The organism is Salinigranum marinum, from assembly GCF_024228675.1.
Lineage (GTDB): Archaea > Halobacteriota > Halobacteria > Halobacteriales > Haloferacaceae > Salinigranum > Salinigranum marinum.
Window position 1 is genome coordinate 1,012,119 of the sequence record NZ_CP100461.1, and the last position, 21,092, is coordinate 1,033,210.

The following is a 21,092-nucleotide window of genomic DNA, read 5'->3' on the forward strand; positions in this document are numbered from 1 at the left end:
CGCCCTGAGCTGATCTGATCTGTGCCCGCCCGACGACGCCTCGCGACCGCTACCCGTCGATGGCCCGCGTCTCGCCGACCGTGACCGGGTCGCCGACGACCAGTTCCCGGGTTTCGGCGTCACCGTCGACGCACGTGTTGACCATCAGCCGGAACTGGTGGTCGAACCAGTCCCCGCCGCTCCACGGCGGCATCGTCTCCCGGCGACGCTCGACGAACCGTTCGCGGAAACCGTCGGTCTCCGCGCCGGTGTCGGGGTCGCGGGAGGGGACGACGCAGCGCTGACACGGGTTCACGCCCGCGAACTCGACGCCGCCGATCGAGAAGGAGACGACGTGGTCGCGGTCGGCGAAGAGCCGGTCCTCCCAGAACGCCGGCACGCCGCCGAGTTCGAGGTTCGCACGGAGCCGTCGCCGCATCCCCTCGGCGGTGATCGACGGGAACCACGAGGCCACCTCTTCGATCGTCGCCGTCGAGACCACGGTCGGGCCCGCGGCCGCGGTGTCGTCGGGGAAGCCGCCCGCGTCGTCCCGCCGGAGGGAGACGGGGTAGCCGAAGTACGCCGAGAGCCACTCCGTGATATCGTCGCGGTCGCCGGCGTTTGCATCCTCGTTCCCGTCCGCACCGAGCGCGAACGTCCGTTCCGTCCGATCGGGAGCCGACAGCCGAAGCGTTCGCCGATCGGGGTCGAACGCGCTGTCGAGCCGGTGGATCGCCCGTTCGCGCTTGCCGTTGACGTACGCGCCGTCGGCGTCGACGAGCGCGTACTCGCGGTCGAGTTCGAGCCCCTCACCCGCGAAGCCGGTGCGGTCGCGTTCGAGCCCGTCGAGCGACTTGACCGGGTAGACGGTGATGCGGGCGAGGTGTGGGTCGCCGTCGGCGGTCACTCGCTGTCGGCGTCGTCGGGCTGGAGTTCGGCGAGCACGTCGCCCACCTCCTCGACGGAGAGGTGCCGGTAACCCTCGCTCGTCACGACGGCGACGCTGGCCTCCTCGGGAGCGAGGGAGTCGACGCCGGTGAGCAACGCCTCGATGGCGAGCGTCACGGCGTCGTCGACGGAGAGTTCGGTCGTCCACTCGTCTTCGAGGAACTCCTGAATCTCGCCTCGGGAGCCGCCGATGGCGACCGCCTTCCACTCCTGGGGCGTGCCGGAGGGGTCGGTCGCGAACAGCCCCGCCTCGTCGCCGTCCATCCCGCCGATGAGCAGCGACGCGCCGTACGGCCGGGTGCCGCCGAACTGCGTGCTCTCTTGGATGTCGTCGGTGAGCGCCTTGGTGAGCGTCTCCAGCCCGATCGGTTCGCCGTAGCGCAGGCGGTTGGTCTGACACTCCAGTCGCGCGTCGTCGACGAGCTGGCGGGCGTCGGCGACGTGGCCGGCGCTGGCGGCCCCGATCCGGTCGTCGAGTTTGTGGAGCTTCTCGACGCTCTCGGTCTCCATGAGCGACGAACTCGTCCGAGTCTGTGCGGCGAGAACGACCCCGTCGGACGCGCGAACGCCGACGGCGGGTGCGCCACGCTTGACTGCCTCGCGCGCGTACTCGACCTGGTAGATCCGGCCGTCCGGCGAGAACAGCGACGTCCCCCGGTCGTACGCCTGCTGGTCGTTGCGCTTCATTACCATCCTTTCGGCCCTACGCACGGATAAAGGCTCCCGAGGCGGCGGCGGTACCCGTCTCCGACGGCGTTTAATCCCTGCACCAGCCTCACGACCGCCACCCCCCGCACGAGGCCTGTCGTCAGTCAGTGCCGGCTGTCGCCTCCCGGGGCGGCGACGACCAGCACACGGTGACGACAGACCGTCTCAGCCGTCGTCGAGGACGGTCACCTCGGCGTCCGGCGCGTTCTGCTTGACGCTCTCGAGCCCCTGCCGCGCCTTCTGTCTAGACGCGTACCCCTCGCCACAGTCGGCGAGCACGTTGCCGTTGTCGTGGACGAGCCGCCAGCGGTGGTCGCCGGCGCGGTCGACGTACAGTTCGAACCTCGCCTTGCTCATGCCCGCCGTTCGACACGAACGCTGAAAAGGCCTCCTGCCACGCTCCCCGAGGTGCGAGGTCGCGGCGGCCCAGCCGGCGCTCTGGCTCACGATACGTTCACGGTTCGTTCGTATATCTCCTCTCGAATCACGAATCCAGATAAGGTGATAAGCTCTCGGCACCGAGTGGGAGCATGAGTACCCGCAAGGAGGAACACTTCAAAGAGACGGACGCACAGGCGCGCTTCGAGTTCAGAAAGGAACAGCGCGCGGCGTTCGTCGCCGACAAGGGGCTGACCGAGGAGACGGTGCGCCTCATCTCCGCGGACAAGGGCGAACCGGAGTGGATGCTCCAGCGCCGCCTGCGCGCGCTGCGGACGTTCGACGCCATGCCGATGCCTACCGGGTGGCCGAACCAGCCCGACCTCTCGGACGTCGACGTCGACGCCATCGTCCCGTACATCCGGCCCGACGTCGAGGTCCGCGGCGGCGTCCGCGACTGGAACGACCTCCCGGAAGACATCAAGGACACGTTCGACAAACTGGGGATCCCCGAGGCAGAGAAGAACGCGCTCTCGGGGGTCGGCGCACAGTACGAGTCCGAGATCGTCTACCAGAACATGCGCGAGGAGTGGGAGTCGCTCGGCGTGGTGTTCATGGACATGGACAGGGCGGTCAGGGAACACCCGGAACTCGTCGAGGAGTACTTCATGACGAAGTGCGTCCCGCCCACCGACAACAAGTTCGCCGCCCTCCACGGCGCGATCTGGTCGGGCGGGTCGTTCGTCTACGTCCCCGAGGGGGTCCACCTTGACATGCCCATCCAGGCGTACTTCCGGATGAACTCGGCGGGCATGGGCCAGTTCGAGCACACGCTCATCGTCGCCGAGGAGGGGAGCGAGGTCCACTACATCGAGGGTTGTTCCGCGCCCAAGTACTCCGCGTTCAACCTTCACTCCGGCTGCGTGGAGGTGTTCGTGAAGGAGGACGCTCACGTCCAGTACTCGACAGTGCAGAATTGGTCGAAGAACACGTACAACCTCAACACCAAGCGCGCCATCGTCGGGAAGAACGGACGGATGGAGTGGATCTCGGGCTCGATGGGCTCGAAGGCCACCATGCTCTACCCGGCGACGATCCTCAACGGGCGCGGTGCCTCGGACAACCACATCACAATCGCGTTCGCCTCGCGCGGGCAGGACATCGACACGGGTGCGAAAGTGTACCACAACGCTCCCGAGACGAAGTCGACGATCGTCTCGAAGTCGATCGCACGCGAGGGGGGCCGTACGAACTACCGGGGCCTGGTCCGCATCGCCGACGGCGCACACGACTCGTCGTGCACCGTCGAGTGTGACGCGCTGATGTTCGACAACGACTCGCTCTCGGATACGATGCCCCACATCGAGATCATGGAAGAGCGCGTCGACGTGGCCCACGAGGCCACCGTGGGCAAGATCGGCGACGAAGACGTCTTCTACCTCCAGTCGCGCGGGCTGGGCGACGACGACGCCAAGCAGCTGATCGTCTCGGGCTTCATCGAGCCCATCACGAGGGAGCTCCCGATCGAGTACGCGGTCGAACTCAATCGGCTGGTGGAACTGGAGATGGAAGGCAGCCTCGGCTGATTCCGCAGGTCAACGTCAACCCTCGAAGAAGGCGTCGACGAGCTTTCCTTCGGCCGCACGGAGGTGCTGGTGGTAGGTGGCGGGGGCCACGCCGAGCGCCTCGGCGAGTTCCTGTGCCGTACTCCCGCGGCGCGGCCAGTCGTAGTAACCGCCCGCCCGGGCCGCCCGGAGCGCGGCGAGCTGTTTCTCGGTGAGCGGGCGGGCCGTGTCGCCGCCGGCGTCGGCGACCCGATCGCCGATGGCTCCGTTCGTCCCGCCCGACCGGCGTTCCTGCAGTTTGCGGACGAGCGTCGTCTCGGGGTAGTCGTCGCTCACCCTGGCGACGAGCCGTCGCACGTCCGACTCCGTCGGCAGTTCGACAACGAGCCGCCCCTTGCCGTCGGCCGACGACAGCGTGCGGACGTGAGTGCCCTGTCGTTCGAGGACGAGCGCGGGCGAACTGTCCGCGACGCGCACCTCCAGCCGGAGCGCGTCGTTCGTCGAGACGACCCGACAGCCGTCGACGGCGTCGACGGCCTCGACGGTCCGCCGAACCTCGTCGTGATCCCAGTCGTCGCGCTCGTCGTCCGGCTCCGTCACGGTGAGATAACAGGTGTGTCGCCCGTCGGACAGCGGGACGAGCGTCGTCACGGTCACCGTCGCCGAGAGCGCCCGGCTCAGTTCGTTGAACACGTCGTCGGCGTCGCCGACAGTGAACTCCAGCGAGACCACCTCGTCGACGTGGAGGAGCCGACGGGCCGTCACGGCCGTGATCGCCTTCCCGACCGTCTCGCCGAGGTCGTCGAGGATATGCTGTTCGCCGCCGACGAGCACCGGCGACCCGTCGGTCCGGTCCGCACCGACGAGCAACACGCCGTGGACCATCCCGGCGTACGCCAGGGGGAAACAGCCGAAGACGCCGACGTCGACGCCCTCGTGTTCGGACTGAGCGTCCCGCAGGTCCTCCGGCGGCGGGGCGACGACTGACGTCACGCGCCGGGCGGCGGTGATGAGTTCCCGTTCGAACGTCCCGACGACCGTGGTGGCCGCGGTCGCCGAAAGCCCGGCCGCCGCGGTGACCTCGAACCGCCCGCCGGTCGTCTCGGTGGCGACGATCGCGTGACGGTAGACGTCGGCGGCGACGAGCCGCTGGCAGACGTCCGAGAGCACCTCTGTCCGGGTGTCCGCGCCGACGATCGCTCGATTCACCTCTCGGACGAGGCGGTTGATGTGCGCCAGATGCGCGAGTTCGTCCCGCTGAATCTCGAGCTGACGCTCCCGCTCGACGCGCTCTGTGATGTCGCGGAGGATCGAGAGATGCTCCCCCGGCCGGATGTTCGCCTGCGCCGAGAAATCCGTGATCCGCACCTCTCCGTCCGGTCGGACGAGTTCGAACTCCCCGCGCATCGATCCGACGTCGAGGAAGGCATCCCACGCCGCGTCGAAGTCGAACTCCTGGGGGGCGAAATCCCCCGCCGTCTTGCCGAGGAGTTCCTCACGGGGGAGCCCGTACAGCTCACAGGCCGCGGGGTTGACGTCGAGATACCGCCCGTCGTCGTCGGCGAGCACGAGCGCGTCGAGCGTCCCCTCGAACAGCGCGCGGAACCGCGACTCGATTTCCGCGTGCGATCGCTTGCGCTCGACGCGCGCCGAGATGTCGCGGAAGTACACGGAGAGTCCGGTCTCCGAGGGGTACGCACGCGCCTCGTACCAGCGGTCCTGCGGCTCGAAGTACGTCTCGTACGACACCGGCTCCCCAGTCTGGAGCGCCTCCGGGAAGGCGGAGAACGACTCAGTCGACTCGGGGGCAGGCGAAAAGTCCCAGAGCCGACTGCCGACGAGCTCCGATCGGGGGGTGCCGAACATCTCGACCGCGTGGTCGTTGGCAGAACTGATCCTGAACTCGGTGTCGAGCTCGATGAAGCCGTCCGTGATCCGGTCGAGCATTTCGTCGAGTTCGCGCTCCAGCCGCTCGACCTCGGTGACGTCGCGGCAGGCGTACAACAGCGCCGCTCGTCCCCGCTCGTCTTCATCCCCGCTCTCGCCGTCGGCCGCGCTCGCGTCCGCCGGCTCGGCGCGATCGGCGGTGTCGCGTCCGGGCGTCAGTCGCCGCACCGTCACGAGCAGGTGACGCTCGACGCCGTCGGCGTCGGTGACGACCGCGGGGTGGTCGTCGAGGCGTTCCTCGCTCGGGGCGAGCGGGGCGACCAGTTCGGGACCGAACAGCGACGCGACGGTCTCCGTCTCGCAGACGGTCGCCGCGTCCCGCCCGAGGAGTTCGGCGACGTTCGGCGACACCCACCGGACGCTCCCGTCGCGCGTCGCCACGAACGCGGTGTCGGGGAGCGACTCCATCGCGAGTCGGTACACGGAGGCCTCGGGGAACGACCCGGGGTCTGTGCCCGGACCGGAGGGCGAGGTCATGCTCCCCGTTCGCCGCCGATGGGGATACGTCTTCCACCGAAGTGTGTCGGTACCGACGACCGGAACCGCCGAGAACACCGTTACTCGTCGGTACGGCGACCTGTTGTCGTCGCGGTGGCGGTCGTGACGGTCGGCTGTGGGGTGGCGGTCGTGACGGTCGGTTGCGGCGCCACGGTCGGTTGTGGCGTCGTGGTCTCGTTGTCGGCGCTCGTCGGGGGGTCGCTCTCCGTCCCCGCGGGGCTAGCGTCGTGCCACGCAGGCGGCTGTACCGTGGTCGTCCCGAAGTCGGTGTAGCGGATCGTCACGACGGCCGAAACGTTCCCCTCGTCGGGGTGGTCGTACCGTCGTCTGATCTCGTGGACGACGCCGTCCTCGTCGACGACCGCGCTCCCCGTGGAGTTCGCCACGCCCGGGTAGGGGTCGCTCCCGAGGCGGATCCAGTAGTAGCTGGTGCCGCCGCGCTCGAAGCTGTCGATGATCGCCGACTCCGAGACCGAGAGATACCACTCGACGTACCGTTCCACGCGGTCGGCGTACCGTCCCTCGTCACTGCGGATGCCGCGGACCGGCGTCACGTCGACCGTGCCCGCCGGCTCGACCTCGCCGGCGACGACGCGGCGTTCGTACCGGGTCCCGCCGTCGGCGAACGCTTCGACGCCCGAGACGACGAGGTCGGGACGGCGGAGTTCGCCGGCCCCGTCCAGTTCGGTGCGGTACTCGGTCGGCGAGGCGACGAACACCGTCTCGCGGCGGTAGGCGTTCGGTCGGCCGCTGACGTACTCGCGGTGGGTGATCGTCAGCCGGTACGATCGCCCCGTCACCGCCGCGGCGTGGCTGTCCGCGAGGATCGCCTCGTCGTCGACGCCGCCCGGGCCGATCCCCGGGGGGAACGTCGTGGACTCGAACGAGGCTGACTCGGTCCCGAGCGGCGTTCGGGTCGTCGGCGGGTCGGCCGTCTCGACCACGTCGCTCGCGTCGCTCCCGGCCGAGTCGGGAGCCCCGAACACCGCCGCGTCGTCGGTGTAGACCGCCGAGCCGCCGAAGACACCGGCGACGATCAGGACGATCCCGAGCAGCCCCACGACGAGCGGCGCCGAGGACTCGGGCACGCGGACCGCGATCGATCGGTCGGGGGGGCCCGCGGCCGACAGCGGCCAGTCGAAGAACCGCCGGCAGAGGTCGTCGGCCGCCGACCGCGACACGGCGTACAACAGCATCGCGTGGAGGTCGTCCGCGTCGACGACTCTGCCGGGGTGTTCGTCGACTCCTCGCACTTCCGACGCCGGCCGCGAGAGCACCAGTACGTCCGTGTCGGCCGCGTCGGACGGGGCCCGCCGCCCGGTGACGGCTCTGAGCGTCTCGACGCGCCCGTCGTGCCGTGCCTCGACGGTACGGTCCCCACGAACCGCCGTCTCGACCCCGCGGGCGGCCCAGAGCGCGTCGACGAACGCGACGAACCGCGCGTCGGAGAGGCGGCGCAGCTGGCGCCGGACCGCCGCGGGGGAGACAAGGGCCATGCCACTGGTTGTCGGGGGAGCGAATCAAACGTTTCGGCGGTGCACGCGCGCGATCAGGCGCGCTCGTAGCTGACGAAGTCGAACCCGTCGTGTGGGTCGCGGTCGACCTCGATCCACTCGCCGGGGTCGTACACCGGAAAGACGGTGTCACCCTCGTACGCGTCGTGGAGTTCGGTGAGCACCAGCCCGTCGGCGAGCGGGAGGAACTGCTCGTACACCGTCTCCCCGCCGACGACGTACACCGTGTCGACGCCCATGCGCGCGGCGGCGCGTCCGGCCGCGCGACGCGCCGCGTCGACGGAGTCGACGACCGTCGCCCCCTCGGGGAGGTCGAGGTCGCGCGACGAGAGGACGACGCTGTGGCGCTCGGGGAGGGGGCCGTCGAGCTGTGCCGCGATGGAGTCGTACGTCCGTCGGCCCATCACCACCGGGTGGCCGGTCGTCGTCTCCTTGAAGTGTCGGAGGTCGGCCGGGAGGTGCCAGGGCATCTCTCCCCCCCGACCGATGACGCGGTTTTCGGCGACGGCCGCGACGAGGACGAACGTGACCCGTGTGTCGGTTGCGTCGCTCATCTCACTCGGCCACGGCGAAGCGGATCCCCGGTGCGGGGTCGTACCCTCGGAGCACGATGTCGTCGGCGGTCAGGTCGTCGAGCGGTTCGTCGGCGATGTCGAGAACCGGCCGCGACCGGGGCTCGCGCGCGCACTGTTCGAGCAGGCCGGGGACGTGATCGTACCGCGCTTCGCCTTCGGCCTCGGGCGGTGCCTCGGCCTCGACCCACTCGCGGACTGCTCGGTAGTCCTCGCGGGCGTCGATCGCGTCGAGCCGCGACTGCAGTCGGTCGAGGTTGTCGCCGTACCAGCGTCCCCGATCGCCCGCCCCGCAGTAGACGTGCGCGTCGACGATCGTGTGGCCGAACGTGCCGACCTCGAACCCCGTCTGCGCGGCGACCGCCTGCGTGAGCATCGCGTAGGCGGCGACGTTGAAGGGGATCCCGAGGGCGATGTCACCCGACCGCTGGGTGAGGTGGCAGTTCAGCTGGTCGCCCTGGACGTTGAACACGAAGGTGTAATGACACGGCGGGAGCGTCGAGACGGCGGCGTTGGCGGGGTGCCACGCGTTGACGACCAGTCGGCGGGAGTTGGGGCGCTCGTTCAGGCTGTCGACGACGTACTGGAGCTGGTCGAACTCGCCGTTCGAAACCCACCGGTGGGCGTCGTCGGGCCAGGACTCCCCCGGCAGCCGCTGGGAGTCGTCGGGGACCGGGAACCGCCGCCAGAAGCGGCCGTAGGCGGTGTCGAGTCGGCCCTCCTCGTCCGCCCACGCGTCCCAAATACCCGTCTCTTTCCGGAGCTCACGGACGTGTTCTTCCCCCGAGAGGTACCACAGCACCTCGTGGACGAGCGAGTTCCACCGAAAGCCCGAGAGGTCCTTGGTCGTCAAGAGCGGAAAGCCCTCCCGGAGGTCGACGGTGTAGTGCCGGCTGAAGCCGGCGATTGTATCGACACCTGTTCGGTTGGGTTTGTACGTGCCCGACGAGAGGACGCCGGAGACGAGATCGAGATACTGTTGCATCGTGTTCGTGATCGTGTGTGTCGGGTGTGTGTCGTGGCGGGAGCCTCAGGCGAGGAAGTCCGGCTCGGGCCGCTTTTCGGCCTCCTCGTCGCGGAGGTGGTCGCCGAAGGCCTCGACCGAGACGTCCTGTCGTTCGCGTTCTTTCCGGTCCCGGACGGAGATCGTCCCGGCCTCGGCCTCGTCGCTCCCGACGACGAGCATGTACGGGACTCGGTCCTCTTGGGCCTCGCGGATCTTCCGCCCGAGGGTCCACGAGCGGTCCTCGACGCCGACGCGGAACTCGCCGAGTTCGTGGCGGAGCTTCTTCGCGTAGCCGATCTGATCGTCGCTAATCGGCAGGATGCGGACCTGTTCGGGCGCGAGCCAGAACGGGAACTTTCCGTTGAAGTGCTCGGTCAGGACCATCAGGAACCGTTCGTAGCTCCCGTACAGCGCGCGGTGGATCATCACCGGCTGGTGCTCCTCGTTGTCCTCTCCGGTGTAGGAGAGATCGAACCGGTCGGGCATGTTGAAGTCGAGCTGGACCGTCGGCCCGTCCCAGTTTCTCCCCAGGGCGTCCTCGAACGCGAAGTCGATCTTCGGGCCGTAGAAGGCCCCGTCGCCCGCTTCGAGCTTGTAGTCCATGCCCTGGTCGTTCAGCACCGACTCCAGCTGGGACTCGGCGTGCTCCCAGATCTCGTCACTGCCCACCGACTTCTCGGGCCGGGTCGCCAGCGCCACCTCGTAGTCGAGGTCGAACGTATCGAAGACGGTGAGGATCGAGTCGATGATGAGATTGATCTCGTCTTCGATCTGGTCGGGGCGACAGAAGATGTGGCCGTCGTCGATCGTGAAGGCCCACACCCGCGACAGCCCCGAGAGTTCCCCCCGCTGTTCCTTCCGGTACACTTTACCATCCTCGAAGTAGCGGATGGGGAGGTCGCGGTAGCTCCAGTTCTTCTGGGCGAAGATGGTCGCGTGCCCTGGGCAGTTCATCGGCTTCAGCCCGTACTCCTCGTCGTTCACGTCGAGGAGGAACATGTCGTCGACGTAGTTGTCGTAGTGGCCCGAGCGCTTCCACAACTCGGTTCGAAAGAGGTGGGGCGTCTCGACGGGGTCGTAGCCGGCACCGAGGTTCAGCTCCTCGGCGTAGTTCGACAGCGCGTTGAGGATCCGCTTCCCGTTGGGATGATAGAGAGGGAGCCCGGGGCCCGTCACCTCGGCGATCGAGAAGAGGTCGAGCTCCTGGCCGATCTTGCGGTGGTCGCGCTCTTTGGCCTCCTCGCGCATCGCGAGGAACTCCTCGAGTTCGGACTCGGCCTCGAACGCCGTCCCGTAGACGCGCGTGAGTTGCTCGTTGTCCTCGTCGCCGCGCCAGTACGCCGAGGAGATGTTTAGCAGGGTGAACGCGCCGATCTCGCCCGTCGACGAGACGTGCGGACCCTTACAGAGGTCCTGCCAGTCGTCCTGGACGTAAAACGAGAGGGGGTCCTCGTCGGCCGCCTCGGTGTCGAGGATCTCGCGCTTGTACGGGTTGTCCTCGTAGAGCGCGAGCGCCTCCTCCCGAGGGCGTTCGACGCGCTCGATCGGGTAGTCGGCGTCGACGACCTCCGCCATCTCCGCTTCGATCTCCCGGAGGTCGTCCTCGTCGAGATCGACACCCGCGACGTCGTAGTAGAAGCCGTCGTCCGTCGGCGGCCCGATCGCCAGCTTCGCCTCGGGGTGAAGTCGCTGGAGCGCCTGGGCGAAGACGTGCGCGGCGGAGTGTCTGAGCACCCGCAGGTACTCGTCGGACTGGTCGGTGACGATGACGAGCCGCGCGCCGTCGTGTAACTCATCGGCCCTGTCGACGAGGTCGCCGTCGACCACACCCGCGACGGTGTCGTCGCCGAGCCCCGGTCCGATGGCGTACGCGGCGTCGTGCACCGTCGATCCCTCCTCGAGTTCCAGTTCGGAACCGTCCGGGAGGGTCACCACGATATCACTCATACGTCGTGGAAAACGAGGCCGGAGATTAAGTGTTGTTGGAACCGACGCGCCCCCGACGTGTACGCGAGGCCGGCCGGAAGGCCGTCCGGGAGGCCGTCTGCGTGCGAAATAGTGTCGCTCCGTGTCACGACCCGTGCGATCGAGTACCACGACACGCCGACGATTTATATCGTCGAGCGCCTCTGTGCCTCCATGCGTGTCTTCCCCGCCGGGGACGGTCGTCCTCTCGGCGCGACGGTCGTCCTCGTGGCGGCCGCCGTCGTCCTCGTCGGCTCGCTCCTCCCCGCCCCGACGACCGCAAGCGAGGCATCAGTCGTCGCCCCGCTGGGGGTCGGGGCGGATAAGTGGGTTCACGCCGCCAGCTACGCAGTCGTCGCGGGGCTCGCGGCCGCGACGCGTGGCTGGGGCCGCCGCGTGCCCGCGCTGGTCGCCGTGGTGGTCGCCGTCGCCGTCTTCGGAGCCGGCGTCGAGGTGGCCCAGTCGTTTGTCCCCGGGCGGACCGCCTCCGGGGCCGACGCCGTAGCGAACGCCATCGGTGCCGCGGTCGGCGTCGCCGGCTGGTGGCTCCTCGCGCGCCGGCGCGCTCGCTTCCCGTCGGCGGAGTCGTAGCGCGTCGCCCCCGTCGAAGCCCCACGAACGCGCAGTCGGGCGCTCATCGGGCGTCGACGCGGCGGAGCGCGACGCACGCGACGGCCCCGCCGCCGGCGTCCTCGAACCAGACCCGGCCGCCGTACGACTCGACGAGCCGTCTGACGAGCGAGAGCCCCAGCCCGTCGCCGGGGCTGTCGCCGCGCTTCGTGGCCGGCTCGAAGACGCGCTCTTTCTGCTCGTCGGGGATGCCCGGGCCGTTGTCGGTCACGCGGACGACGACCTCGCTGGGACCGCTCTCGACCGCGACGCTGATCTCGACCGTCTCGGTGTCGCCGTGGCGGACCGCGTTCGAGAGCAGGTTCGCGAACACCGAGGGCAGCATCCCGCCGGCGACCACCTCGACCGTCGACGGCGGCGCGTCGAGATCGACCGTCACCCGTTGTGTCGTCGACGCGTGGGCCCGCTCGATGGCGTCGACCTCCGTCCGGAGGATCGGTCCCAGCGCCAGCGCCTCCGTTTCGAGGTCGTGGCCCGCCTCGATCAGCTTCGTGAGATCGCGGCTGTTCTCGACGAGTTCCGTGATCCGCTGGCCGCCGCGGAGCACGCGTTCGAGTGCCTCGACCCCGTCGGGGGAGACCTCCCCGCGGAGCACCTCTCCCCACCCGGTGACGACCGTCGCGGCGTTCGCGATGTCGTGTCTGAGCACCTGCGCGAGCAACGAGAGCTGCTCGTGGCGGCGGTCGAGTTCGGACGCCTGCCGTCTGAGACCGAGGTAGGCCCGGACGCGCCGGTCGAGCAGCGCCGGTTCGACCGGCGTCGTGATGACGTCGTCGACGAGGTGACTCCGTTCGTGCCCCTGCTCCGCCGCGAAGAACCGGCGTCCGGCGGCTTCGGACGCGAGCAGCAGGCACGGAAGCGGGAGTGGACGGTCCCGTTCGATGCGTCGCTCCAACTGCGCCCCGTAGCGTCCGAGCGCGGCGAAGTCGACCAGACAGAGATCGACGGTCGCCTCGCCGAGTGCGGTGATCATTTTCGTGCTCCCGGGCTCGGCGGCGTCCCTACCGGGCCCGGCGGCGTCCCCGCTGTCGCTGTCACCGCCGTCACCGTCGGACCGCTGCCACTCCGGGGGGACGCCGCTGTTCGATCTTGCAGCCGACGTGCCCGATCCCGAGCCGTTGGGAGCTGTCTCGTCGGACGCACCCGCGGGCCCGTCGCCGAGTGCGGCGATCCCGTCGACGACGTCGTATCTCGGACTGTCGTCGAACCAGTCGGCGAGCAGGGTCCGGTTCCGGTCGTGGGCCACGAGTAGGAGGATCCGGGAGACGGGCGTGGCCCTCGACACGGGCGCGAAGTCGTCGACCGGCGGTGGCGAGGCCTGTTCGTGTTCCGCGTCCCCGGCCTGCCACGTCCGCCCGGGCGAGCCCCACACGTCTTACCTCCGACGGCCGCCCGGCGTCGAGTGACACCGGTCGCCTCGGACGCGCGAACACGCCGTCCACGCCTCTCGCACGCTCACAGCACCTCTTCACGCTCGGGATCGGTGCCGACCCAGCGTGGGTCGCCGGTGAGCACGCCGGAGAGTCCCTCGAGTGGATCGCCGACGCTGACGCCGTACTCCGTGATCTCGAACTGCCGGAGGCGGCGCTCGAAGTCGCTCGTCCGCTTTTTCAACACGCCGATGGCCCGGTGGATCTCGCCGCCGAACTCGACGTAGCGCATGAGGACGATGTTGTCCGCGATCGCCGTCTCGCCGGACTTCGTGGGGCGGAACTCCCCGACGACGTTCGGCATCTCGTCCGTCAGCACGACGGTGACGCCGCGCGCCGTCAGCAGGCTCGTGAGCGCCGACAGTTCCTCGAGGTCCGCCGAGCCGTTCGCGAGCTTCGCGAAGCCCTGGATCCCGTCGATCATCACGAACTGGGTGTCGTCGGTGAGGCCGGCCTGGACCCGACCGAGGAACTCGCCGACGGTCATCACGGCGGGCGTCACGTCCACGACGTCGAGCGATCCCCGGTCGATCATCTCGGCGACCGGGACGTTGATCGACCGACATCGCTCGACGAACGTCCCGCGTTTCTCTTCGAGGAGATAGAGGATCGAGTGGTGTCCACGGCTGGCCGCCTCCTTCAGAAAGAGCGACCCGACCGTAGTCTTCCCGACGCCGGTCGGTCCGCTGAGGAGCGTCGTCGTCTCCCGCTCGACGCCGCCGTGGAGGAGCTCGTCGAGTTCGGGAACGCCCGACGAGGCGAGCCGACGGGTGAACGGCCGCCGCTCGCGTTCGGCCACCACCCGCGGATAGACGGTCATCCCGCCCCGGCCCACCGTCACGGTGTGGCCGCCCGCGGCCGTCTCCGACCCGCGGAACTTCGGGACGCGGAGCAGTCGGCCGCCGCCTCGCCGGCACAGTTCGATCACCCCGTCGCCGAGGAACTGGAGGTCGTCGTCGGGGGTCTCCGAACACGCCTGCGAGGTGAAAAGCACCGTCGAGCCACGGTCCGTCAGCAGCCCCATGAGCGAGAGCAACTCGCGCCGGAACTGGTACTCGTCCGGCGACAGATACCGAAGCTGTGTCACGGGGTCGAGGAGCACGCGCCGGGGCTCCTCGGCGTCGATCCGTCCTCGGACCCGGTCGGTCAGCGACTCGTGTTCGACGGCCGCCGTGGTGAAGACGTCGTAGCCCTCGCCGGCGGCGAAGAGCCGCGACTCGGGGCTCAGATCCAAGATCGTGACGGCGTCGAGATCGATTCCGAGCGACGCGGCGTTGCGCCTGATCTTCTCGGGGCGCTCTTCGAACGCGACGTAGAGCGCGTCCGCACCCCCCTCGGCGACGAGGAAGTGCCAGCCGAGGACGGTCTTGCCGGCCCCCGGGCTCCCGCGAACCAGGTAGTGATAGCCCGCGAGAAAGCCCCCGTCGAGAACCGTATCCAGGCCGTCGATGCCGGTCGAGAGGCGGTCGGCTCCGCCCGCCGTCGGCTCCGCCCCGCCTCCGGGCTCGCTTCCATGCGGAGCCGCGCCCTTGTCGGGGGCCGCACGCTCGGCTCCACCGCTAGGTGGGTCCGTGTCCATGGGGTCTCTGCGTACTCGCACTCCACCAGTGGGTAATACTGTTTCTCAGTCGACGGAGAATGTACGGACGGCGAGAGTGTCGAGCGCGGACGGTCCAGCGGCCCGACCCCACACGCTTAATGTCGCGCGCTATCCACCCGGTGACATGAGATTCCAGCGGCAGGGTGGCGTCTTCTTGCACGTCACGTCACTTCCCGGCCCGCACGGCATCGGCGACCTCGGACGCGGCGCACGTGACTTCCTCGACTTCCTCGACCGTGCGAACCAGTCGCTCTGGCAGTTCTGCCCGCTCGGGCCGACCTCGCAAGCCCACGGCAACTCTCCGTACCAGTCCTTCTCGGCGTTCGCGGGGAACCCGCTCCTCGTGAGCCTCGACCGCCTCGCCGACGACGGCCTGCTCACCGACGCGGAACTCACCGGCGAGGAGTTCGACGCACACAGTGTCGACTACGACCGCGTCGCGTCGTTCAAGCGCGACCGCCTCCGGACGGCGTTCGAGCGGTTCGAGCCCGGCGACGACTACCGCGCGTTCTGCGACCGCGAGGCCCACTGGCTGGACGGCTACGCCCTGTTCATGTCGCTCAAACACGAGTTCGAGGGGTCGCTCTGGACGACGTGGCCGCACGAAGTGAAGACGCGTGACCCCGACGCCCTCGACCGCTACCGCGACGAACTCGCCGAGGAGATCGCCTACCACGAGTTCGTCCAGTTCGTCTTCGACCGACAGTGGCACGCCCTCCGCGAGTACGCCGACGACCGCGGCGTCGGACTCGTCGGCGACCTCCCCATCTACGTCGCGCTCGACAGCGCCGACGTCTGGACCGCGCCCGACGCCTTCCGACTCGACGAGAACAACGAACCGACGGTCGTCGCGGGCGTTCCACCGCAGAACGACGACGGCCAGCGCTGGGGCAACCCGCTGTACGACTGGGATCACCTCCGGGAGCAGGGGTACGACTGGTGGCTCGCCCGCCTCCGCCGGCTGTTCGACCTCGTCGACGTCACCCGAATCGACCACTTCAAGGGGTTTGACGAGTACTGGGCCATTCCAGCCGATTCCGAGTGGGCCGGCGACGGCCAGTGGGTCGACGCCCCCGGACACGACTTCTTCGAGACCGTCGAGCGCGAACTCGGCGAACTCCCGTTCGTCGTCGAGGACCTCGGCTTCCTCGACGAGGGCCTCGTCGAACTCCGCGACCGGTTCGAGTTCCCCGGCATGCGCGTCCCGCAGTACGCCGACTGGTGCCAGGCCGGTCACATGTACCAGCCGATGCACTACCCCGACAACGTCGTCGGCTACACCTCGACGCACGACACCGACACCCTCGTCGGCTACTACGAGGACCTCGGGGAGCGCCAGCGGGAGTGTCTCCACTACAACCTCGGCGTCGACGGCTCGGAGATCCACTGGTCGGTGATCGAAGCCGTCTGGAACTCCGAGGCGGTCCTGGCGTTCACGACGATGCAGGACCTCCTCGGCCTCGACTCACACGCCCGGTTCAACACGCCCGGCACGGCCGAAGGCAACTGGCGCTGGCGGGTCACCCGCGAGGGGTTCGCCGACGACGTCGCCGACGAACTCGCGAGCCTCACGGACATCTACATCCGCTGAGGCGCACCGACGTCTGGACCGCACCCTGCCGACTCTTCGTGTCGTCGGTCGCCCCGGCACTTCCCTGCAGTGACGCGCCGTACTGTCGTCGAATCCAGTAATTCTTGAACTCACGACAGACGTTCGTTAACTCATCGCCCGGGCCACGTTAATTGGTTACCAGTTATCATACTCTGCAACATAGGGTTATATACGGTGTGAACCACACTCGTAGTATGACCGCGAGTGCCACGATCGACCCGCCACGAACGGCCGTCAGAGAGCAGCTAGAGCGGGCGTTAGCCGAATCGACCGAACCCGAAGTCCGGTTCCACATCCGCCAAGCGCTCCAGATGGTCGTCTGACTCGTTCGCCTCGGACCGATGTCGGATTCGAGAGTGATCGCCTCGCTTCGGCCGTCGGCGCCGTCCGGGGTTCCCCGCGAACGAACGAGTGTCCGTGACGGTCCGGTCCTCTCCGCAGTCGTCGCCGACCGCCTCCGCCCGGGGCGGACCGCGAGAGCCCCATCGACTCTGTCGGTACTGTTTTGACCCGCGCCCCCGACCTCCGCGCCGTGACCCGTCGACTGGGCTACGCCTCGCTCGCCGTCGCCGCGATCCTCGCGCTCGTGGCCGGCTACGTACAGGCCGCCCGTCCCTTCCCCAACCGCTTCCCCACGACGGCGCTCTCGACCGACGTCGTGCTGGTGAAGCTGCTGCTCGTCGCCGCGACCGCACTCGGCTTCTACGGGGTCTACGTCATCGTGATCCGCGTTCTCACCGACCGGTTCACGAAGCGGCGCGTCCACGACGTGCGGAACGTCCTCCGGCTGGTCCTCGGAGTGAGCGCGCTCGTCTCCGTGCTCGGCGTCATCACGGAGCAGTGGGTCGGCGTCCTGCTCTCGCTCGGGGTGGTCGGCTTCGCGATCACGTTCGCCCTCCAGCAGCCCCTCCTTTCGCTCCTGGGCTGGGTGTACATCATGCTGAAGCGGCCGTACGCCGTCGGCGACCGGGTGAAGATCGAGGAGTCGAAGGGCGACGTCATCGAGGTCGACTTCCTCGTGACGACGCTCTGGGAGGTCAACGGCGACCTCGTCTCGACCCACCAGCCCTCCGGCCGGGTCGTCACCGTGCCGAACAGCGTCGTGCTCTCCTCACAGATCGTCAACTACAGCGCGCTCGTCCACCACGTCTGGAACGAACTCTCCATCCAGGTGGCGTACGAGACCGACCTCGCGTTCGCCCGCGAGACGATGATCGAGGTCGCCGACGACTACCTCGGCGACGCGATGGCCCGCGAGATCGCCACCTACCGCAAGCGACTCGACGAGACCGCCGTCGAACTCGAAGTACAGGACCGTCCCACGGTGAACGTCGTCCAGACCGAGTCCTGGGTCGAACTCCGCCTCCGCTATCTCGTCCACCCGCGGCGTGGCGCTCGAACCAGAAACGTCCTCTACGAACGCATCCTCGAACGGTTCAACGACGATCCCGACCGCGTGAAGTTCCCCGTCAGCCGCAACCGGTAGGCGTCACGGGCCGTCGCGCCGCGCGTCGAGCGTCGCGGCGAGGACCTCACGGTGACACCGGAGCCCCGGCCGGCGATCGGTCGCGAGCACGACCGGCCCCACCCGTGAGGCGAGGGCCGGGACCTGCTCTTTTGTCGAGCCGCTCCGCAAGCGCGCCCGGTAGCGGTCGTCGACAGCCAGTTCGGCCCACGCGGCGTTGTGTGCGCCCGCCTCGCAGAGTCCCTGCATCCGCAGCTCCCGCCGGCGGTCGTCGAGCGCCGCGCGCGTCTCCGCCGAGAGCCCGAGTTCCGGGCAGACGGCGTCGACCCTGCGGCGGAACCACCCGGGCGGCGACCGCACGACTCCGATCCACGCTCGTCACCACCCGGGTCGCGCTCGCGGACCGCCATCGCGTGTGCCGTCTCGACGGACATGGGCTCACCTCGTATGGCCACGTGCCTGACTCTTTCCCAGACCTGCCCCCAGCGGTGGTCGCACTGGTCGCGGCCGGAGCGTTCTCACCCTTACGGACTGTCCGGACCGAGGTTATATCGCCCCGGGAGCCGTCGCCCCGCGCATGGCTGGCAGACACCGCCGGCTGTCGATGCGTCACGCGCTCGCCGTCGTGGCGGGGGCGTTGCTCGGGGTGGGCGCGCTGTACGTCCCCGATCGGGTCGAGAACCTCGCCGGCCCGGCGACGCCGCTCGCGTTCCTCCTCGCTGCCGCCGGCGGACTCGCGCTGAGCGTCGGCTACGCGGTCTTCCTCTCGGGGCCGCTCGGCGACAGCGGTGGCGGCGGCTACCTCCACCTCTCGCGGACGTGGCGCTCGCGCGCGCTCGGCTTCCTCGCCATCTGGCCCAAACCAGCCGCCTACGCCGCCCTCGTCGCGCTCCTGGCGGAGTACCTCGCCGGCTTCGTTCCGTTGCCCGCGCCGGACGGCGTCGTCGCGCTCGCGCTCCTCGGCGGCCTCCTCGTCGTCCACCTCGTCGGGCCGGTCGCCGTCGGCCGGCTCGGCCTCGTCCTCTCGGCGGGCTTTACTCTCTTTCTCGTCGTCCTCGTGGCGGCGGGGCTGACTGCGGTCGTGCTGGGCAACTTCTTCCCCCTCCTGCCGACCCCGACCTTGCGCGAACGCCCGGTGCTGTCGGTAGGGCGGGCGACGCTCGTCGCGCTGTTCGGCTTCGTCGGGTTCGAGGCCATCGCGGCGCTGGCCGGCGAGGTCCGCTCCCCCAGGACGACGCTCCCCCGTGCCCTCGTCTCGGGGGTCGCCGCCGCGGGACTGCTCGCCACCGCGATGGCGTTCGTCACCCTCGGTGTCATCCCCTGGCCCCGACTCGTCTTCGCGCAGGCCCCGTTCGTCGACGCGGCCGCCTCGGGGCTCGGCGTCGCCACCGCCCTGCTCCTCCCACCCGGTATCGTCGCCGGTACGCTCGCCGCCCTCGTCACGCTCTCGTGGCCCGCGACACGCGCGCTGGCCGGGCTCGGCGAGGTGATCCCACCCCTCGCACACACCAACCGTTTCGGCGCACCCGACCTCGCGTGCGTGGTCGTCTTCGGGCTCGCCGCGGGGCTCGTCGCCGCCGACGCCGCCTTCGTCGCGCTCTACCTCGCCGTCCCCGGCCTGCTCGCCCTCTACGTCGCCCACGGGCTGACGACGGCCGCCCTCCCGGTCGTCAACCCGGAGCTGTACGCCGCCAGCGAGTTCCGGCCCCCACCGCGCCTGCTGGCGCTGACCGGACTCACCGGTGCCGGACTCGCGGGGCTGTTGCTCTGGCAGTCGCTCACGCTCGACCCCGCGGTCGTCCTCGGCTACACCCGCGTGGGACCCACCGTGGCCGGCCCGGCGGCCGATCCGCTCGTGGTCGACCCGCTGCGGAGCGTCGTCCCGGCGCTCGTCGGCTGGGAGACGGTCGGGGTGCTCGTCTACGTCGCCGCTCGCGACTACCGCGAGGAGGTCGGCGTGGAACTGGAGCCGCTGACGCGGTTCTGACGCCCCCTGCGCCGGGGCCGGATTCGTTCGTCCGCGACGCGCGGTCTACAGTGGCCCGGCCTCGCCCGCCGCCCGCGACGGTCGCGGTGGCGCGTGGCGTCGCGCTCCCGGTGAACGCGACCCGCCCGTGAAGCTCTCGTCGCTCTCGGGTCCTCCGACGCCGACGTTACCGCGGCTGTTCGGAGCCGCTCGGTCTCGCACGTTCGCCGGCGGGACGCTCTCCCGGGCCCTCCGGTGTGGACCGAAACCGACAACAGCCCACACTCCCTCGCTTCCGCCGATGGAAGGCGAGTCCGCCACGTTCGAAACGGGAGCGATCCCGCTCTCGGAGGTCGGCCTGTTCGACCTGCAGGCGACGCTGGAGAGCGGCCAGTCGTACCTCTGGGACCGCGCCGACGGCGGCATGTACGATTCGCTGCACGCCCACGGCGGCGACGCCTGGTACGAGACGTGCGTCCCGCCCATCGACGGCGTGAGCGAGGAGCGCATGGTCGTTCGAGTCCGCCAGCACGACGGGGCACTGGAGTGGGAGGCGACGACGGATCCCGTCCCGGTGCTGACCCACCTCCTCCGCCTCGACGACGACCTCGACGCGATCCTCGACGCCACGCCGGAGCTGCCGCTCCTCCGGCGGGCGTACGACCGCTACCGCGGAATGCGGCTCGTGCGCGATCCGCCGTTCGCCTGTCTGATCTCGTTCATCTGCTCGGCGCAGATGCGCGTCGCGCGCATCCACGGGATGCAGCGGCGACTCGCCCGCGCGTTCGGCGACACCGTCGCGGTCGACGGACGCACGTACCACGCGTTTCCGACGCCCGACCAGCTCGCGGCCGCCACGGAGGCCGACCTCCGCGAACTGAAGCTGGGCTACCGCGCGCCCTACGTCCAGCGGACGGCCGAGATGGTCGCCGAGGGCGAGGCCGACCCGGCGACGGCCGCCGGCCACGAGTACGAGGCGGCCCGCGAGTACCTCACCCGGTTCGTCGGCGTCGGAGACAAGGTGGCCGACTGCGTCCTCCTCTTCTCGCTGGGCTTTCTCGAAGCGGTCCCGCTCGACACGTGGATCCAGACCGCGATCGCCGACTACTACCCCGACTGCGACCGCGGCTCCTACGCCGACACGTCGCGTGCGATCCGCGAGCGGTTCGGCGGCAGCTACGCCGGCTACGCGCAGACGTACGTCTTCTACTACCTCCGTGCCGAGGGCGACCTTTCGGCCTGAGCGACGCGCTCGGCCGCCTCGTCCCCGGCTTCGCCCGACCCTCCGCCCCGGGAGAACCTTCTTGAA

General features: G+C 69.5%; 18 protein-coding genes. 7 read left to right on the forward strand and 11 right to left on the reverse strand.

What is annotated here, in order from left to right; genetic code table 11:
- Nucleotides 1-49: 49 nt before the first annotated feature.
- From NKJ07_RS04935 to NKJ07_RS04945, 3 genes are all read right to left on the reverse strand, one after another.
- Nucleotides 50-886 (reverse strand): MOSC domain-containing protein, encoded by an 837-nt coding sequence (locus NKJ07_RS04935; protein ID WP_318569471.1) that lies wholly within the window; start codon nt 884-886, stop codon nt 50-52.
- Entirely contained in the window at nt 883-1,614 is a 732-nt protein-coding gene (gene psmA, locus NKJ07_RS04940) for an archaeal proteasome endopeptidase complex subunit alpha (RefSeq protein ID WP_318569472.1), read from the reverse strand. The genes NKJ07_RS04935 and psmA overlap by 4 nt, the downstream gene beginning before the upstream one ends.
- Nucleotides 1,615-1,800: 186 nt before the next feature.
- Entirely contained in the window at nt 1,801-1,992 is a 192-nt protein-coding gene (locus NKJ07_RS04945) for an HVO_2922 family protein (protein WP_318569473.1), read from the reverse strand.
- Between the two features lie 173 nt (nt 1,993-2,165).
- Between NKJ07_RS04945 and sufB the strand changes: the two genes are divergently transcribed.
- Nucleotides 2,166-3,599, forward strand: a complete 1,434-nt coding sequence (gene sufB / locus NKJ07_RS04950; protein ID WP_318569474.1) for a Fe-S cluster assembly protein SufB — start codon at nt 2,166-2,168, stop codon at nt 3,597-3,599.
- 15 nt (nt 3,600-3,614) lie between these two features.
- Here the strand turns inward: sufB and NKJ07_RS04955 are convergent, their stop codons facing one another.
- From NKJ07_RS04955 to thrS, 5 genes are all read right to left on the reverse strand, one after another.
- Entirely contained in the window at nt 3,615-6,002 is a 2,388-nt protein-coding gene (locus NKJ07_RS04955) for a bacterio-opsin activator domain-containing protein (protein WP_318569475.1), read from the reverse strand.
- 80 nt (nt 6,003-6,082) lie between these two features.
- Entirely contained in the window at nt 6,083-7,519 is a 1,437-nt protein-coding gene (locus NKJ07_RS04960; protein ID WP_318569476.1) for a hypothetical protein, read from the reverse strand.
- A 53-nt stretch (nt 7,520-7,572) separates the two neighbouring features.
- Entirely contained in the window at nt 7,573-8,091 is a 519-nt protein-coding gene (locus NKJ07_RS04965; protein WP_318569477.1) for a dihydrofolate reductase, read from the reverse strand.
- Nucleotide 8,092: 1 nt separating this feature from the next.
- Entirely contained in the window at nt 8,093-9,094 is a 1,002-nt protein-coding gene (gene thyA / locus NKJ07_RS04970) for a thymidylate synthase (RefSeq protein WP_318569478.1), read from the reverse strand.
- Nucleotides 9,095-9,139: 45 nt separating this feature from the next.
- Nucleotides 9,140-11,062 carry a threonine--tRNA ligase gene (gene thrS, locus NKJ07_RS04975; protein ID WP_318569479.1) on the reverse strand — a complete coding sequence of 641 codons (1,923 nt, stop codon included), beginning with the start codon at nt 11,060-11,062 and terminating at the stop codon, nt 9,140-9,142.
- Nucleotides 11,063-11,254: 192 nt separating this feature from the next.
- Here thrS and NKJ07_RS04980 point away from each other — a divergent pair, with 192 nt between their 5' ends.
- Nucleotides 11,255-11,671 carry a VanZ family protein gene (locus tag NKJ07_RS04980; protein ID WP_318569480.1) on the forward strand — a complete coding sequence of 139 codons (417 nt, stop codon included), beginning with the start codon at nt 11,255-11,257 and terminating at the stop codon, nt 11,669-11,671.
- A gap of 43 nt (nt 11,672-11,714) precedes the next feature.
- Here NKJ07_RS04980 and NKJ07_RS04985 read toward each other — a convergent pair whose 3' ends face one another.
- Nucleotides 11,715-13,082: an ATP-binding response regulator gene (locus NKJ07_RS04985; RefSeq protein WP_318569481.1), complete on the reverse strand. Its 1,368-nt coding sequence runs from the start codon at nt 13,080-13,082 to the stop codon at nt 11,715-11,717.
- Between the two features lie 83 nt (nt 13,083-13,165).
- Nucleotides 13,166-14,719 (reverse strand): ATPase domain-containing protein, encoded by a 1,554-nt coding sequence (locus NKJ07_RS04990; protein WP_318569482.1) that lies wholly within the window; start codon nt 14,717-14,719, stop codon nt 13,166-13,168.
- 145 nt (nt 14,720-14,864) lie between these two features.
- On the opposite strand from NKJ07_RS04990, the gene malQ reads away from it, so the two are divergent.
- From malQ to NKJ07_RS05005, 3 genes are all read left to right on the forward strand, one after another.
- Nucleotides 14,865-16,331: a 4-alpha-glucanotransferase gene (gene malQ, locus NKJ07_RS04995; RefSeq protein ID WP_318569483.1), complete on the forward strand. Its 1,467-nt coding sequence runs from the start codon at nt 14,865-14,867 to the stop codon at nt 16,329-16,331.
- Nucleotides 16,332-16,546: 215 nt separating this feature from the next.
- Nucleotides 16,547-16,675, forward strand: coding sequence for a hypothetical protein (locus tag NKJ07_RS05000; RefSeq protein WP_318569484.1), 129 nt, complete (start codon nt 16,547-16,549; stop codon nt 16,673-16,675).
- A 209-nt stretch (nt 16,676-16,884) separates the two neighbouring features.
- A complete protein-coding gene (locus tag NKJ07_RS05005) occupies nt 16,885-17,838 on the forward strand; it encodes a mechanosensitive ion channel family protein (RefSeq protein ID WP_318569485.1) in 954 nt (317 codons plus the stop codon).
- Between the two features lie 3 nt (nt 17,839-17,841).
- Here the strand turns inward: NKJ07_RS05005 and NKJ07_RS05010 are convergent, their stop codons facing one another.
- The gene (locus tag NKJ07_RS05010) at nt 17,842-18,177 is read right to left on the reverse strand and encodes a hypothetical protein (RefSeq protein WP_318569486.1); all 336 of its coding nucleotides are present in this window, start codon (nt 18,175-18,177) and stop codon (nt 17,842-17,844) included.
- Between the two features lie 217 nt (nt 18,178-18,394).
- On the opposite strand from NKJ07_RS05010, the gene NKJ07_RS05015 reads away from it, so the two are divergent.
- Both NKJ07_RS05015 and NKJ07_RS05020 read left to right on the forward strand, forming a co-directional pair.
- The gene (locus NKJ07_RS05015) at nt 18,395-19,804 is read left to right on the forward strand and encodes an APC family permease (protein ID WP_318569487.1); all 1,410 of its coding nucleotides are present in this window, start codon (nt 18,395-18,397) and stop codon (nt 19,802-19,804) included.
- A gap of 280 nt (nt 19,805-20,084) precedes the next feature.
- Nucleotides 20,085-21,026 (forward strand): DNA-3-methyladenine glycosylase family protein, encoded by a 942-nt coding sequence (locus NKJ07_RS05020; protein ID WP_318569488.1) that lies wholly within the window; start codon nt 20,085-20,087, stop codon nt 21,024-21,026.
- Nucleotides 21,027-21,092: the final 66 nt, after the last annotated feature.